Below are 15,823 nucleotides of genomic sequence, written 5' to 3'. Positions count from 1 at the left end.
AAATCCAAACCGTTAACATGAAAAGTTACATCCTTTCTGCAATGATCGCATTGTTTGCGGCCACTGCTTGCCAGAACGCTCCTAAACAGGAACAAGGCGACAGCACGCACACCCACGCTGATGGTTCCGTTCACGCCGACCACGACACTACTAAGCCGGCGCAGGAATCTTTCAGCGTAGGCGATTCTACCAAAGCAGACACTTCCAAACCGCACACACATGCGGATGGAAAAGAACATTCTCACTAATCCGAGAACGGCCGTCCGAGGCCATGTCCCGCCACAGGCATGGCCCGGCGGTATTTTTACTACAAACGAATCAAAATGAAGAAAATACTGTTCGCCTTGCTACCGGTGTTTGCAATCGCATGCAATCAACCTACCCAGCAAGGACATGATCACGGTGATGGCGGCCATAGCCACGACGAAGGCCCCGCCGCGCTGTCATACACTCTTTACACCGATAAAACGGAACTTTACGTAGAATTCAAACCGCTGGTGGTTGGCCAAACGGCCAAATTCGCGGCCCACTTCACCCACCTGGGCGAGGTTTTTACGCCGTTTACCGAAGGGTCCATCACCATCAGCCTGATAAGTGGAGGAAACGGCATCCGCCAAACGGTGGACAGCCCATCATCTCCCGGCATCTTCCGGCTGGCGCTGCAACCTGCAGCCGCGGGCACGGGGAAACTCGTATTCGATGTCAAAACAAAGGGCTACACTGATCAGATCATCATCGAAAACGTGCTGGTATATCCTAACGCGGAGGCCGCTGCGGTAGCCAAAGTTCCGCAAACCGGCGGCGATATTTCCTACCTAAAGGAACAGGCATGGAAAATACCCTTCGCCAACCAGCCGGTGACACGGCAAACCTTCTATAACACGGTGCGCACCTCCGGCGCCATTACCGGCGCTCCTGGTGATGAGCAGGTGCTAGCCGCCAAAACAGCCGGAATCGTATCATTCAGCCGCATGAAACCCGTGACTGGCATGACCGTGAAGCCTGGACAGGTATTATTCACCATTTCCAGCAAGGGCCTCACAGACGGAAATACGGATGTGCGCCAACAGGAAGCCAGGAACAATCTTGCCAAAGCGAAAGTCGATTTCGAGCGCAGTCAGAGCCTGTATAACGACCGGCTGATCACCGAACGGGACTATCTGCAAGCCAAAACCGAATACGACAACGCCCGTGCTGTAGCCAGTTCGCTTTCCGGCACCTACGGCACAGGCGGGCAACGCATTGCCGCGTCCAGGGGAGGATTTATCCGCACCCTCAGCGTCACTGAAGGCCAGTTTGTAGAAGCCGGTCAGCCGCTGGCTGTTGTGGCCACCAACAAACGCCTGATGGTGCGTGCTGATATCGCACCCGCTGCATACGCCCGCATTGGTAGCATTCGTTCGGCCAACTTCCGCGTGAATCCGACTACTGTATATTCCTTACAAGACCTGAACGGCCGGCTGGCCTCCGTTGGCAAAGCCGCGGGCGAAAATGGCACGGTGCCCGCATTCTTCGAGATCGACGGACGCGAAGGGCTGCTGCCGGGCTCTTTCATTGAAGTGCTGCTACAGGCCGATGCTGTAAATAATGCGCTGGTGATCCCTGTATCTGCGCTGATGGAAGACCAGGGCACTTTCTCCTGCTATGTGCAGATGGCCGGTGAATCCTTCGAGAAACGGGAGTTGACACTTGGCGGCAATGACGGAAAAAACGTGCAGGTGCTCAGCGGGCTGAAAGAAGGTGAACGCGTGGTCACGAAAGGCGCATATAATATCAAATTGTCCACAGCCTCCGGCACCATGCCGGCGCATGGGCATGAACATTAGTCATTCACAGGTAAACAGAGGATATGTTAAACAAAATAATCCGATATGCCCTGCACAACCGGTTGATGGTCATGTTCGGCGCGCTGCTGATACTCATCGGCGGCGGCTACGTGGCTTCCCGGATGGAAGTGGACGTATTCCCGGACCTCACGGCCCCAACGGTGGTAGTGTTGACGGAATCCCACGGCATGGCCCCGGAAGAAGTGGAAAAGCTCGTGACCTTCCCGATAGAATCAGCGCTCAACGGCGCCACCGATGTGCGCCGCGTGCGTTCCAGCTCATCGGCGGGCATCAGCATCGTGTGGGTGGAGTTTGAATGGGGAACGGACATTTTCAAAGCCCGGCAGATCACAACGGAAAAGCTGGTGACGGTGGCCGAACGGCTCCCCGAAGGCGTCGGCAACCCGGTACTGGCCCCGCAAGCCTCCATCATGGGGGAAATCATGCTGATAGCCGTAACCGGCGACAGCACCGACATGATGAATGTGCGCACCCTGGCTGACTGGACTATCCGGCCGCGCTTGCTGGCTACCGCCGGCGTGGCGAACGTGGTAGTGATCGGCGGTGAATACAAACAGTACCAGGTGCTGGCCGATCCCCGGCTAATGAAGCATTACGGCGTGAGCCTGGATGAACTGCTGGCGGCTTGCCGCAACGTCTCGCAGAATTCATCCGGCGGTTTCATCAATGAATACGGCAACGAATACATCGTGCGTGGCATGGCCCGCACAAATGACGTGCAGGAATTGGGCAACGCCGTGGTAAAGACCATGGGCGGAGCACCTGTAAAGATCGCCGATGTGGCGGCCGTCCAGATCGGCAGCGCACCGAAGATCGGCGACGGCTCCATGCGAGGTAAAGATGCGGTGATCCTCACCGTCAGCAAACAACCGAACACGAACACGTTGGAGCTGACCGGGCGCATCCAGGCATCACTTGCCGCGATGCAGCAGGACCTTCCCAAAGGCGTGAACGTTCACAGCGATATTTTCTCACAAAGTGATTTCATCAATGCATCCATCCATAACGTAAAACGCTCGCTCATCGAAGGCATGCTGTTCGTGGTGGTGGTACTGTTCGTATTCCTGATGAACTGGCGCTCCACCCTCATTTCGCTGCTGGCCATCCCGGTTTCGTTGCTGGTGGCTGTGCTGGCACTGAAATGGATGGGCTTCACCATCAATACCATGTCGCTCGGCGGTATGGCCATTGCCATCGGCGCACTGGTAGACGATGCCATTATCGACGTGGATAATGTGCTGAAGCGCCTGCGGGAGAACGCGCTGAAACCAGCCGCAGAGCGCCGCAATGCACTGGAAGTAATATATGACGCCTCAGTAGAAATCCGGGCCTCCATCCTGAACGCCACGCTGATCATCATCGCTGCGTTCGTGCCGCTGTTTTTCCTGACCGGCATGGAAGGTAGGATGCTGGCACCGCTGGGTATCTCTTTCATCGTGTCGCTGTTCGCCTCCCTGATTGTAGCTGTAACGCTCACGCCGGTGCTCGGCAGCTATCTGCTGACAAACGAAAAACAACTACTGAAGCAGGCGAAAGGCAGCTGGCTGGAACAGAAGGTAAATGGATGGTACGGCTCCGCACTGGAAAAAGCTATGCACCTGAAGCGCGCTATCCTGATCGGTTCCGTGGGGCTTTTTATAGTGGCGGTGTTCCTGTTCTTCCGGATGGGGCGCAGCTTCCTACCGGAGTTTAACGAGGGATCGCTGGTGATCAGCGCCGTGAGCCTGCCGGGCATTTCCCTGGAAGAAAGTAATAGCATCGGCCGGCAGATTGAAAAGGCCCTGCTGACCATCCCTGAAATACGCACCTCCACCCGCCGCACCGGCCGCGCCGAGCTGGACGAGCACGCCCAGGGCGTGAACGCTTCGGAGATCGATGTGCCTTTCACATTGAAGGACCGCGATCGCGACGAGTTCCTGGAAGATGTGCGCGGCAAGCTGGCAGGCATCACCGGGGCGAACATCACCATCGGCCAGCCCATCGGCCACCGCATCGACCACATGCTGTCCGGCACACGCGCCAACATCGCCATCAAGCTTTTTGGCGATGACCTGAACAAAATGTATACGCTTTCAAACCAGATCAAAATGAATATCCAGAATATCCCCGGCCTGGTAGACCTCAGCGTGGAACCGCAGATCGAGATCCCGCAGGTGCAGATCAAAGCGAACCGGGAAATGCTGGCGCGTTACGGCATCAAAGTGAGTGATTTTACGGAATTCGTGGACGTGGCGATGGCCGGGGAAAAGGCCAGCGAAGTGTTTGAAGGCGAAAAACGTTTCGACCTCATCCTGAAATATAACGATGCCAACCGCAATACTATCGAGAACATGCGGAATACGCTGATCGCGGATGGCTCCGGCCAAATGATCCCTCTCAGTAACGTGGCTGAAGTGATCTCCACGAAAGGCCCGAATACCGTGAACCGGGAGAACGTGCAACGCAAAGTAGTGATCTCCGCCAACGTGGCCGGCCGCGATATTCGCAGCGTAGTGACAGATATCCAGAAAGCAGTAGGCGCAAATGTTCAGCTGCCGGAGGGCTATCACCTGGAATACGGCGGACAGTTCGAGAGCGAGGCTGCGGCATCCAGAACGTTGCTGTTTACTTCACTGGTGGCCTTGCTGATCATCCTGCTGCTGCTGTACCAGGAATTCAAGAATCTGAAAATGTCCGGCATCATCCTGCTGAACCTGCCGCTGGCCCTGATCGGGGGCGTGGTAAGCATATGGCTGACCTCCGGCGTGCTGAGCATTCCCGCTATCATCGGTTTTATCACATTGTTCGGCGTGGCCACGCGCAACGGCATTCTGCTGGTATCGCATTACCACACGCTGCAGCTGGAAGGCTATTCCCTGCACGACACGATTATCAAAGGTTCTGTAGACCGGCTGACGCCTATCCTTATGACGGCGCTCACCGCCGCACTGGCGCTCATCCCGCTGGCAGTCGCAGGTGACGAACCCGGTAACGAGATACAAAGCCCGATGGCGAAGGTAATCCTGGGCGGCTTGCTCAGCTCCACCTTGCTGAACATCTTCGTGGTGCCCATCGTGTATTACATCGTACAACAAAAAGAACAAAAACATGCGTAAGATCATCCTGTATATAATGCTGCTCTGTCTGTCCGCCCTCCGGCTGCCGGCTCAAAGCACACTGGACACGGTGCTGAAGCGGATCGAGCGCAACAATAAAGATATCCGTGCCGAACAGCAACGTGTGGCCGCGGTGAAAGCCGGCTACAAAACCGGCCTGACGCTGTATGATCCACAAGTGAGCATTGATTATCTGAAAGGTTATCCCGCCACCGCCGGCAACCAAACGGACCTGCTGGTTTCCCAGGGGTTCGACTTCCCGACCGCTTACGGCTTCCGTAAAAAAGTGGCCGGCCTGAAAAGCACGCAGACCGGGTACGAGGGCGCCCGTAACCGGCAGGAAATCATGTTGGAAGCAAAACTCGCGTCCCTCCGCCTGGTCTATCTCAACAAGCGGGAAAGCCTGTTGCTGAAACGGCAAGCAGAAGCAGAAACCTTCTACCGCGATTATGAGCGGAAATATGAGTTGAAAGATGCCACCATCCTGGACCTGAACAAAGCACGGCTACAGCTGGCGAACATCCGCACAGACCTGCGGCTGGTGCAGGCGGGAAAAAAGCAGTTTACCCAGCAATTGACCGCACTGAACGGCGGCAAGCCTGTAATTATGGAAGACACGGCGTACCCACCGCAACCAGCACTCCCGGTATTAGATACACTGGAGCAAACCATCGAAGCCGTAGACCCGACGTTGCGAATGCTTCAGGCTCAGCAATCTGCCGGTGAAGCGGAGGTACGTTTAAGCAAGGCCCTGCGGCTGCCGAAGCTGGAAGCCGGTTACCGGTACCAGGGTATTCTCGGTCAACGTTTCCACGGCGGGCATTTCGGGCTGAGTATTCCACTATGGGAAAACCGCAACAAAGTAAATGCCCAGCAGGAACGGGCACGCTGGTATGAAAGCCAGGTAGAAGCGCATCGCACCGAGCATTATAATGAAGTGAAGGAATTGTATGAGAAGTACTCCCAGCTGAAAGACAGCTACATCCTATATGGGGAAGAGTTAGGGAAGCTGTCAAGCGAAGACCTGTTGAAGAAGTCGCTGAAAGCTGGACAAATCACTACGCTGGAGTATTTTATGGAGCAGACCCTGTTCTATGAAAGCCAGGACAGGTATTTGGAAATTGAGGCGGAATTGCAGCGGACTGTAGCCGAACTGTTGAAATACTCGCTATGATTACGGGAAGGGAAAGCAATTGTTTCCCCTTTTTCTAAATATTGTCCAATATCTACGATGCCAGTAAATGGGTAGAATGAAGGAGCCCCCGGTACAACCGGGGGCTTTTCCTATAAAAAACCGTTATGGTTTATTCTTTACCACATTTGCTCTTATCACACTTTACCGGCGGACAAGGTTTCGGGCAAGGTTTGGTACATGTGTTTTCCGTACTTGCGGGTTTCTTGCCTTTGCTTTTATCCTTTGTTTCGCCGTTTGCGAATACTACGGAGCCACCCAGCAGCACGAGCGCTGAAGCCAATAAAAATGCCTGTTTCATATATTTTGTTTAAATGAAAGTAAAATTGGTTTCGAAAGAATGGTTAATATGTGTCAGCACACATTCGGAGGCTTCCAGGTGGTAGAGCAGAAGATGAAAATGTAGGAAGATGAATACAGTGTGTATTCTCTTTTGGCAAGGGTTGATACTTTGCCGGGAAGCGCAACGCTGGTCAGCGTCATGACATAACAAAGCGGACAGTTTAAGTAACAATCCCGCTGGCTTTCCGTTTTATCCTTTTCTTCCTGCTCGGGCTTTCCGCACGCACTGCTGCATCGTCTTTTGGCCGCATATGGCGAAACTTTTTCACTGACCGGCAAACAGTAAGCTGCCAGAGCGGCCAGCTCGGTTATGTAGCTGGAAAGGCAGAAGAATAATATGATGGCTTTTGGCGCCTGGCCGTCTTTGCTCGCTTTTTTCTTTATGAAAAAGAATAAAATGGAAAGATGTTCATTGACGAATTGTGGATTACCCCATTGTCGCATATTAAAATATTATACTACATGTGCCTGCATGCCAATTTTATTCTAAATCGCTTCATACCTTTGTAAATATGAAAATTTTGGTGGTAGAAGATGAACCAGAACTGGGGGCAGACATAGCCGGATACCTCACGGAATATACCTGTGAAATGGCTACGACTTTCTCCGAAGCATTGGAGAAGATCGGAATGTACACCTATGACTGCATCCTGCTCGATCTGACGCTTCCTGGTGGCGACGGCCTCCGGTTGCTTGACATCCTGAAGCAGGAAAAGCGCGACGACGGTATCATCATCATTTCGGCGCGGAATGCCCTAACCGATAAGGTAACCGGCCTCACTACCGGCGCCGACGATTACATCGCCAAGCCCTTCCATCTCCCTGAGTTGGCGGCAAGGATCTACTCTGTCATTCGGCGGAAACAGTTCTCCAGCACCAACGTCGTAGACCAGAATGAAGTCCGCATCGACCTGCTCTCTAAAAAGGTGTTTGTAAATGAAAAGGAAGTCGCTTTGACCAAAAAAGAGCTGGATTTGCTGCTATATTTCGTCGGCAACAGGAACAAGGTGATCTCGAAAAGTGCGTTGGCTGAACATCTCTCCGGGGATATGGCCGATATGTTTGATAGCCATGCTTTCGTCTATGCGCATATCAAAAATCTTAAGCGGAAACTTAGCGAAGCCGGATATGGAAACTACCTGAAAAACATCTACGGCACCGGCTATAAATGGGAAATATGAAAAAGCTGCTTGACAGGAATCTGAAGGTTTTTCTGCTCTACGCCCTGGTGGTGTTCCTTGGCAGCGTGCCGGTGTATTTCTTTATCGTGGATTTAATCTGGCGAACGGAGTTACACGAACATAATATGATTGTAGCATTGCGGGCTAAGCGAAATTTCGAACTGCTCACCGGCGATACCGGATCGCTGAATAACAGCATCCGCGCCTGGAATCAGATTCAGCCGGACGCATCCATCATACCTGTGCCAGCTGTAAATAAGGATAGCGTTTATACAGTCTATAAGCACAACAGCTTTACCGGGCATGTGGAGCTTGACAGGTTTCACGGGTTGGTCACATACTTCACGGTAGCCGGTCAGCCATATCGGATGACCATTGAAACGAACATAGAAGAATCTTACGAAACGATAGGAGCCATCACGGCTGTCACGGCCATTTTTTTTCTCGTTCTGCTCGGCGGATTCCTCCTGCTGAATAAAAGGCTTTCCCGGAAGCTGTGGGCGCCGTTCCATAAAACAATCGATAGGCTGGAGGCTTATGACCTGAAGAGCCAGGAGCATATCCCGCTGCCGGTGACAAATATTGTCGAGTTTGAGGCCCTGCATAGGGGCATCCGTAAGCTAATCGACGGCAATCTTACGGCTTATCTTGAACAGAAAGAATTCACGGAAAACGCGTCGCACGAGCTGCAAACACCGCTCGCTATCGTACAATCGAAGTTGGACCTCATTCTTCAGACGCAAGAACTCACGGAAGAACAATCGGGCATCATTGAAAACGCCAGCAAATCCCTTTCGCGCGTGTCCCGTATCAATCGCAACCTTGTGCTTCTGGCCAAAATAGACAATAGACAGTTTACTGATCAGGAACCGATGGACATGGCGCAGTTACTCCGGGAGCTCAAGGCAGACATGGAAGATTTCATAGAGGAAAAGGAATTGCGCTTCGACATAACTGCATCGCAGCCCTGTGAGGTCGTTGGGAATCGTGCACTCGCGGAGATTCTACTGACCAATTTGCTTATGAACGCAATCCGGCATACCTCAACCAGAGGCAACGTGCTTATCTGGCTGGAAGGCTATACGCTGAATATCACCAATACAGGTGCAACGTCTTTGCCGGAGGACAAGTTGTTCAACCGTTTTTCTTCCGCAGCCGTCCATACCACTGGCACCGGCCTCGGCCTCGCTATCGTTAAGGAAATTTGTCAACTGTATGGTTGGTCGGCGGGTTATCGTTTCGCGGAGGGGTGGCACCACTTTTCGGTAAGATTTACTGGCAACACGAAGGAATAATTTAACTACATATGCTCAACATCCTGATCAGACGGCTGCTGGCAGCCGCCCTATTACTGTCGTGTCCGGCCTTTGGACAGGAAATTCCACAGGCGAAATTTTCTATCGACAGCATGTATCACCTGCGTCCGCTGAATATCCGGCGAACAGTGTATGCTTCGGCGACATTGATGCTGGCGGGATTTCTCGCAAACGGAAACGGTGAGGAAGGGCTGAAAAAGGAGCTGGCGGAAGAGCGGAACGAACATATCCCAAGTTTCCATACAGGTATCGACAATTACCTCCAATTCGCACCGATCGCCATCGCCTACACACTCGACGCTGCCGGTATCCCTTCACGGACGGACATACGGAACCGGACGGCCATTCTCATCAAAGGAGAAGCAATGATGATTTCGACAGTCGCCCTTTTGAAATCCACGACCCACCAGCTGCGACCCGATGGCTCTACTTACAACTCGTTTCCTTCCGGCCATACAGCCCAGGCATTCGCCGCCGCCGCCTTTCTTTCGGAAGAATACAAACACCGGTTTCGCTGGATGCCTTACGCCGCTTATAGTATGGCATCGACCGTGGGCGCTCTGCGCATCGCCAACAACCGCCACTACATAAGTGATGTGTTGCTTGGCGCCGGCATCGGCATCCTTTCCATGAAAATGGCCTACTGGACACACCAATACAAATGGCGAAAGAAAAAGCCGCGCGTTGAGCCATTTTGATAGCGCGATGTTTCCACATGCTAATTTTCTTCTAAATCAGGTACGAGCTTTACGGGAAAAAGAAATGCGGAGAATTTTTATTGCTATCCTTCTTTTGATCGCCCCGCTGGTCCTATGCGCCCAATCCAGCTCGGTCGTCGTTTCGGGACAAATACGCGACGCCTCCCGTAAAACACCGCTGCAGTTCGTTACCGTAACACTACACCGAGCCGCAGACAGCAGCCTGGTGGCGGGTACGGTTACCGGGGGAGATGGGCGGTTTACCCTTTCTGCACCGCAACAGGGTAATTTCCACCTGAAGCTTACATTTCTCGGTTACGCAACGAAATGGGAAAACATGGTAGCCGGCCGCCTTAGTAATTTTCTCGACCTCGGCCAGATTTTCCTGTCTGAAACCGCGGGCCAACTACATGAGGTTACTGTCACAGGTAAGCAGCAGGATGGAATAAACGCTAAGATGGACAAACAAATCTTCTCCATGGCAAACAACGTTGCCCGCGCCGGTGGCTCCGTGCTGGAGGTCATGGCGAATTTGCCCGGCGTGACCGTTTCGCAGGAGGGCAAAGTGCAGTTGCGCGGCAATGAAAAGGTTATGGTACTGATCGACGGCCAGCAAACAGCCCTTACCGGCTATGGAGGACAATCCAGCCTGGAGAACATCAGCGTATCAGCTATAGAAAAGATCGAGATCATCAACAACCCATCCGCACGTTACGACGCTAACGGGAACGCGGGAATCATCAATATCGTTTTTAAAAAGGAAAAGAAGGATGGATGGAACGGAAAGATTGGGCTGGCGGGTGGTCTTGGCGCTTTATGGGAAAGGAAAGAGAATTTTCCGGATATCCGGCCGCAATACCGCACCACCCCAAAGATTAATCCTTCTGTTTCCCTCAACTACCGGAAGAAACGCGTCAATCTCTTTTTCCAAGGCGACAACCTCTATACCCATACGCTTAACAAAAACGAATTTACAGACCGGTATTACAGCAACGGCGATACCATCCGCCAGCAGCTGAAGCGCAACCGCCGCACGAATGTCACCACCATGAAGGCAGGCGCCGATTGGTTTTTGGATGAACAGAATACCGTTACGCTTTCCGGCCTTTACAGCCGGGAAAAGATCCTGGACGATGGCGACCAGCCTTTCTTCGATAATCAGCTAAAAGACCGGCACCGGCTCTGGCAGTTTCTTGAAGATGAGATCAAGACAACAGCCACCGCATCGCTAAACTGGCAGCGTTTGTTCCCACAGCCAGGCCGTAAGCTCGAGGCAACAGCGAATTACACCTTCCATCGCGAAGATGAGCAATACTTTTTCACTAATATCAATCCAACCTTTACAGGCGTAGATTCGTTCAAACTCTTATCGGACGAGCATGTGGCTGATATCAGCATAGACTACACACATCCGCTCAGGTTCGGCCGCGCCGAAGGCGGTATCAAGTTCAGGCGCCGATATATCCCTACCAACATGCGCTTCATCCCCGGATTAAACTCCCCGTTGGATACCGCGGCCGGTGGCTGGGCCAACTACTCCGAAACGATTCCGGCCATTTATGGTAATTACATCCTGGAACGGGAGAAATGGGAGCTGGAGGCTGGTTTGCGTGTGGAAGCCGTTCGCATCGAATATGACGTAAATCCCAACCACCGGACCTACCGCAGCGACGGCTACAAATACACCCAGCCATTCCCGACAATTCGGGTCGCATTCAAACCGGCCAATGATTCCCGCTTCTCCCTTTTCTATAACCGCCGGGTAGACCGGCCCAACGAAGTAGACATTCGCATTTTCCCGAAGTACGATGACGCAGAGATTATTAAGGTCGGCAATCCCGGTCTGCGGCCCCAGTTTACCGATAATTTCGAGTTGGGGTATACGAAAAGCTGGACATCAACAACGCTGTATGCCGCTGCTTACCACAAATCCATCGATGCCACCATTATCCGCATAGCAAGTACTATCCCAGGCAGCACCCTTATTTATAATATTTTCCAGAATGCCGGCCGCAGCTTCAATTCGGGTTTGGAAGCAAACCTATCCCGTCAGTTTGGCAAGACACAGTTGAGCCTGTATGCCACCGGGTACAAGAATGTCATCAGAGCATTTTCAGTGGTAAACGAATATCCGGTAGAAAATGTCTTTTCAGCAGACAGAGAAGAAATGATCTCCGGAAACCTAAAGCTGAACGGCAACTTCCGGCTGGCGAAAAAGACGGACCTGCAGGTAACGGCAGTGTACGTAGCACCTGACATTATCCCGCAAGGGAAAATTTATGGCCGTTTTTACATCGATGCGGGCGTGAAAAAGACCTTCGCCGGCGGCCGCAGCGAACTGACACTGAATGCCACCGACCTGGCCGGCACCCTGCGCATCAAAAGGAAGGTGAACGGCAAGAATTTCAGCTACATCAGTACTGATTACTACGAAACGCAGATAATTCGCGCAGGATATGCGTGGAAGTTTTAGTAACTATTCACAATCTCTGGTTGGTCATTATGCGTAAACCTCGTGCTGTCGGGTAATCCTCACCTGGTTAACCCCACGAAGTTGGGCTGAACACAACGCCCAGCGGGGTGAATTATGAGTTGACCAGCCATTCCAGTCAATATTTCTATTCCTGCACAAATTGCAAAACGGTACTAAAGCCCAATCACGGGGATTGTTGCGTATTTTGTAGTTATGGCACGGTTAAGTGCCCTCCAGTACAACTGAATAAGTCTTGTTGATGATAGTTTGAGGGGTACATTCAGCAGTCCGGATACACTATACACAAAAAACCTATCCCCGCAAACAAGCAAGGGATAGGCTTATAAGATAATAACGCTTACTTGATCGTATACCGAACGCCAAAGTAAAATTCCCTCCCTCTCGTCGGCCCCCAAACGGAAGACAGATCAAAGTGCGGCCCGAATGGGTTGTCCGCGCTTATAATGGGATCCGGTTGGCGGTAGTTGGCAATGTTTTCGCAACCTGCATAAAATTCAAGCGTGCTTAACCGGAAGGTTCCCTGCACGTTCACCGTGGTGTATGGGCTGGAGCTGGACGGGCGCCGGTAGGGCTCGGGATTGCCTTGTGTATCCGGCAGCCGCATCTGGTCGAACCAATGTGCATTTACATCGGCCTGCCATTTGTTGTTGCGCGTGCGATAAGATACGGCAGACATTAGCCTGTTGCGCGGATTGAAGGGTAACACCACCTTCGTCCCATTTTCTTTCCGGTACACGTCGAGGTAGTTGTATGCGGCCCTCACTTCCAGTTGCTGCACGAAAACAAACAGCGCATCCACCTGCACGCCGTTGGAACGCGACACGCCATCGAAATTGCGGATAACGATCTTCGACGGATCCAGGTCATAGTCCGGAAAGAACTGGTTTTGGAACCGCGTCTGGTAAAAATCCGCGCTAAGGGTACCCTTGGTGGAACCGGCTTCGAAGCGCCAGGTGTGGCTTACGCCCCAGTTCATCGCTTCCTCCGACCGCAGCGCCTCGGTGAACACGATATTCCTTGAGCTGGTCAGGATTACCGGCTGTTCACTGAAAAGGTTTACCTGCCGCCAGCCCGTCCCGGCGGATGCGCGGAAGGTGTGATTGGCGTTGAGGGCATATTTCAGCATCGTGCGCGGTGTAAAGTACCAGCCCTCTTCCTGATGACGGTCCATACGCGCGCCGGCGATCAGCACCACTTTATCGTCCGCCCAATGGAAAGTATTCTCCGCGAAAACGCCCGGCACACGTAACCGGGTGAGGTATTTGCCGGCGTATGTCTTCGTGGGGTCTGCAACCACAAACCGGATGTCCTCCGTCAGTTCCTGGTAGCGGTAACTTATACCGTATTTCAGGAGGTGTTGCCCCCATTTCATTTCGTGCTGAAGGTTGATGTAGGCTGTCTGCTGCCTTCCGGTGTAGGCAAGCGTGCCAAACCAGGCGTCCTGATCATGGGCGGAGCCGGAAGCCGCCAGCGCCAGAACATGCCGGTCTGAAAAACGGTAGTTCAGTTTGGCATAGGCTTCGGGTTGGTTGAAGTTGACGAACTGGCCATACACCTGTCCGCTGCCCTTGTCACCGTTTCCCCGATAGATTTTCTGCCCGCCGATGCGCTTCTCGTTTACGAAACGCAGACCGAACTGCGCGCTGAGCCCGTTTTCTGTATCGCTGCCATATTTCCATTTGTTATAGGCCATGTATCTGGTGAGCAAAGGTAGATCGAGGAAACCGTCTGCGTTCCCGTCAATCCGGGCCGAAGGCTGTACGGAATGTAGCGCCAGCAACGTATGCCATTTTTTATTCCTCCCTACTACCGTGGCGCCGCTGGCATTCAGGTGCTTTTCGCCGAAGCTGTTGATATAAGCGTTCAGGTGCAGGCGATCGGCTTTGTCAGGATGCCGGGTATCAAGATTGATCTGGCCGCTAATGCTTTCGTAGCCCTGCAGCACAGAGGTTGTTCCTTTGGAAACGTATATGTTTTCTACGATCGTGCCGGGGAAAGTGCTGATGCCATAAGTGTAGGTCAGCCCCTGTACCATCGGGAGCCCGTCTACCAGCACCTGGTTGTAAACACCTGAGAGGCCCAGGATGCGCAGTTCCTGGGAATTAGTCACGATGTTGGTGGTCTGTGGTTGCACAGAAGCCGTGGTGCCGAAGCAGCCGGCCAGGTCACAGCAGGCTGCCTTGCTCAGTTCCCGCTGGTTGATAACTTCCAGCTTATTGACGGAAGTGCCGGAAATGAAAGCGCCACGGCGATCTGTAACAGTCACACCCGTGAGGTCGGTCGCCGTTCGTTTGAGCGTGATGCTCAGGTAGGTGCGACCGTCCCAGGCGATGGTGTCGCTCCGGTAACCGGAAAAAGAAGCCACGATCCGCTTTTCGGTCACGCCATCGGCCTGCAGCTCAAAGACGCCGTTTTCGTTGACGATCGCAACGGGCCCACCGGCGATCCACTGTACGGTTCCGCCGGGAAGGATTTCTCTTTCATCACCGGTTTCGCCGAAAAGTTTTCCTTTGATGGTTTGGGCCTGCAAAGTTCCGGAAAGCAAGAGAAGCGTCAGCAATGCGTTGATTCTCATTGTTTAGCGTCTTTAGCCTTTTTGTCTTTTTTCACGCGGTAGGGCATCGTGGTTTTGTCATCGCAGCCGGGCGTCTTCTCGATGGTTTTGTGGATCTGGTCGAGGGAGATCACGTCGCGATTGAAAAGGATGGTAAAAGAGGATGAACCGGATGCTCTTTTGGTGAATTCCACGGACTCGATGCCATCCTGATTGATCAATTGTTTTTTGATGGTGGGCATGTCGCCATCGCAGGTCAGGTTAACCACCTGCACGAGGGCTTTTTGCGGTTCGGAGGCCTTGAATTGGGCAAACGCTGACGGAGCGGCGAAGAACAGGCAAATAGCTACAATAAGAAAAGAAAATACGCTTTTCATGATAAGTTTGATAAGTTGAGTGAAATATGGATACAGGACTTTTGATGCCGGTCAATTCGCGGCATCATGCTTATAGTGCTTTACAGGCACTGTCATCTACATTATCATAAAAAACGTGGCGGCTGCCAGAAATCGGAAGCGGGAGGTGTAGGAAGAAATGCGTTTCCGCAAAATTGGTAATTGGTAGGCGCCGGGTGTGGCGCGTTTCCGAGCGAAATCTGCTGCGCAGTCACCCAGGCATGGATGCAGCAGGAGCAAAACTGGAAAGGATTGCCCTCGTTAGAGCAACCTTTTCCCGGTTGTTCATCGGAGGAACAGGGATCGTCCTGCGGTAGATCATGCTGGCAGCAACTGTCCGCGGGCTGCTCAATGGCATAACTTGCCCCCCCTGCTGAGGCACATACCACAACAAGTACCAGTAAAAAGCTTATCCATTTGTTTAGTTTGGGCATCGTTTGATGTCAGTTGCTGCGTCAAATATAACGAATCTTTATAGTATCAATGGCCAGATTGATACAATTGATACAAAACGATGGAAAACGAGTGTGAACGTGAGCTTCAGCGACCTCAATTGTTCGTTGGCTATTTATTTACCCAGGCTGGATCATCGAGAATTGAACCAGGTTGAAAAACGCCCTGTCTTCCCGCATTGGCCCAACAACGTGCGATGTATGAAATATAGGAAAAATGGAAACTAGAACCGGAAAGGTACTATTTCAGCAAACGA

The 15,823-nt window shown here is 52.5% G+C and carries 12 protein-coding genes; 9 read left to right on the top strand and 3 right to left on the bottom strand.

Annotated elements, in window-relative coordinates; translation table 11 throughout:
• The first annotated feature begins 17 nt into the window (after window positions 1-17).
• The 4 genes from CCY01nite_RS20310 (at window position 18) to CCY01nite_RS20295 (ending at window position 6,116) form a co-directional block, all read left to right on the top strand.
• Window positions 18-248: a hypothetical protein gene (locus tag CCY01nite_RS20310; protein ID WP_146865644.1), complete on the top strand. Its 231-nt coding sequence runs from the start codon at window positions 18-20 to the stop codon at window positions 246-248.
• A 75-nt stretch (window positions 249-323) separates the two neighbouring features.
• Complete coding sequence (locus CCY01nite_RS20305; RefSeq protein ID WP_186831179.1) at window positions 324-1,826, top strand: efflux RND transporter periplasmic adaptor subunit; 1,503 nt, start codon at window positions 324-326, stop codon at window positions 1,824-1,826.
• Window positions 1,827-1,849: 23 nt separating this feature from the next.
• A complete protein-coding gene (locus tag CCY01nite_RS20300; RefSeq protein WP_146865640.1) occupies window positions 1,850-4,942 on the top strand; it encodes an efflux RND transporter permease subunit in 3,093 nt (1,030 codons plus the stop codon).
• Window positions 4,935-6,116: a TolC family protein gene (locus CCY01nite_RS20295; RefSeq protein ID WP_146865638.1), complete on the top strand. Its 1,182-nt coding sequence runs from the start codon at window positions 4,935-4,937 to the stop codon at window positions 6,114-6,116. Before CCY01nite_RS20300 ends, CCY01nite_RS20295 begins: the two co-directional genes overlap by 8 nt.
• Window positions 6,117-6,246: 130 nt before the next feature.
• Here the strand turns inward: CCY01nite_RS20295 and CCY01nite_RS20290 are convergent, their stop codons facing one another.
• Window positions 6,247-6,435, bottom strand: coding sequence for a hypothetical protein (locus tag CCY01nite_RS20290; RefSeq protein WP_146865636.1), 189 nt, complete (start codon window positions 6,433-6,435; stop codon window positions 6,247-6,249).
• Window positions 6,436-6,988: 553 nt separating this feature from the next.
• Here CCY01nite_RS20290 and CCY01nite_RS20285 point away from each other — a divergent pair.
• The 5 genes from CCY01nite_RS20285 to CCY01nite_RS27055 all read left to right on the top strand — a co-directional run bounded on the left by CCY01nite_RS20285 (window position 6,989) and on the right by CCY01nite_RS27055 (window position 12,404).
• Window positions 6,989-7,657, top strand: a complete 669-nt coding sequence (locus tag CCY01nite_RS20285) for a response regulator transcription factor (protein WP_146865634.1) — start codon at window positions 6,989-6,991, stop codon at window positions 7,655-7,657.
• Window positions 7,654-8,952, top strand: a complete 1,299-nt coding sequence (locus CCY01nite_RS20280; protein WP_186831178.1) for a sensor histidine kinase — start codon at window positions 7,654-7,656, stop codon at window positions 8,950-8,952. Before CCY01nite_RS20285 ends, CCY01nite_RS20280 begins: the two co-directional genes overlap by 4 nt.
• Window positions 8,953-8,963: 11 nt before the next feature.
• Complete coding sequence (locus CCY01nite_RS20275; RefSeq protein ID WP_146865630.1) at window positions 8,964-9,671, top strand: phosphatase PAP2 family protein; 708 nt, start codon at window positions 8,964-8,966, stop codon at window positions 9,669-9,671.
• A 64-nt stretch (window positions 9,672-9,735) separates the two neighbouring features.
• Window positions 9,736-12,144 carry an outer membrane beta-barrel family protein gene (locus tag CCY01nite_RS20270; RefSeq protein WP_146865628.1) on the top strand — a complete coding sequence of 803 codons (2,409 nt, stop codon included), beginning with the start codon at window positions 9,736-9,738 and terminating at the stop codon, window positions 12,142-12,144.
• A gap of 107 nt (window positions 12,145-12,251) precedes the next feature.
• Window positions 12,252-12,404, top strand: coding sequence for a GDCCVxC domain-containing (seleno)protein (locus CCY01nite_RS27055; RefSeq protein WP_307726088.1), 153 nt, complete (start codon window positions 12,252-12,254; stop codon window positions 12,402-12,404).
• Window positions 12,405-12,502: 98 nt separating this feature from the next.
• On the opposite strand, the gene CCY01nite_RS20265 is transcribed toward CCY01nite_RS27055, so the two are convergent.
• Together CCY01nite_RS20265 and CCY01nite_RS20260 are read right to left on the bottom strand one after the other, a co-directional pair.
• Window positions 12,503-14,740 carry a TonB-dependent receptor gene (locus tag CCY01nite_RS20265; protein ID WP_146865626.1) on the bottom strand — a complete coding sequence of 746 codons (2,238 nt, stop codon included), beginning with the start codon at window positions 14,738-14,740 and terminating at the stop codon, window positions 12,503-12,505.
• Entirely contained in the window at window positions 14,737-15,096 is a 360-nt protein-coding gene (locus tag CCY01nite_RS20260) for a heavy-metal-associated domain-containing protein (RefSeq protein ID WP_146865624.1), read from the bottom strand. Before CCY01nite_RS20260 ends, CCY01nite_RS20265 begins: the two co-directional genes overlap by 4 nt.
• Window positions 15,097-15,823 lie beyond the last annotated feature (727 nt).

The sequence above is a fragment of the Chitinophaga cymbidii genome, assembly GCF_007992715.1.
Taxonomy (GTDB): domain Bacteria; phylum Bacteroidota; class Bacteroidia; order Chitinophagales; family Chitinophagaceae; genus Chitinophaga; species Chitinophaga cymbidii.
Note: the sequence above shows the minus strand (reverse complement) of the source record. Positions and strands in the feature narration are given on the sequence as shown.

Coding starts and splice junctions, on each gene's coding strand:
- CCY01nite_RS20265 (WP_146865626.1), bottom strand. CDS start 14,740: ATGAGAATCAACGCATTGCTGACGCTTCTCTTGCTTTCCGGAACTTTG.
- CCY01nite_RS20305 (WP_186831179.1), top strand. CDS start 324: ATGAAGAAAATACTGTTCGCCTTGCTACCGGTGTTTGCAATCGCATGC.
- CCY01nite_RS20295 (WP_146865638.1), top strand. CDS start 4,935: ATGCGTAAGATCATCCTGTATATAATGCTGCTCTGTCTGTCCGCCCTC.
- CCY01nite_RS20270 (WP_146865628.1), top strand. CDS start 9,736: ATGCGGAGAATTTTTATTGCTATCCTTCTTTTGATCGCCCCGCTGGTC.
- CCY01nite_RS20285 (WP_146865634.1), top strand. CDS start 6,989: ATGAAAATTTTGGTGGTAGAAGATGAACCAGAACTGGGGGCAGACATA.
- CCY01nite_RS20300 (WP_146865640.1), top strand. CDS start 1,850: ATGTTAAACAAAATAATCCGATATGCCCTGCACAACCGGTTGATGGTC.
- CCY01nite_RS20260 (WP_146865624.1), bottom strand. CDS start 15,096: ATGAAAAGCGTATTTTCTTTTCTTATTGTAGCTATTTGCCTGTTCTTC.
- CCY01nite_RS20275 (WP_146865630.1), top strand. CDS start 8,964: ATGCTCAACATCCTGATCAGACGGCTGCTGGCAGCCGCCCTATTACTG.
- CCY01nite_RS20280 (WP_186831178.1), top strand. CDS start 7,654: ATGAAAAAGCTGCTTGACAGGAATCTGAAGGTTTTTCTGCTCTACGCC.
- CCY01nite_RS20310 (WP_146865644.1), top strand. CDS start 18: ATGAAAAGTTACATCCTTTCTGCAATGATCGCATTGTTTGCGGCCACT.
- CCY01nite_RS20290 (WP_146865636.1), bottom strand. CDS start 6,435: ATGAAACAGGCATTTTTATTGGCTTCAGCGCTCGTGCTGCTGGGTGGC.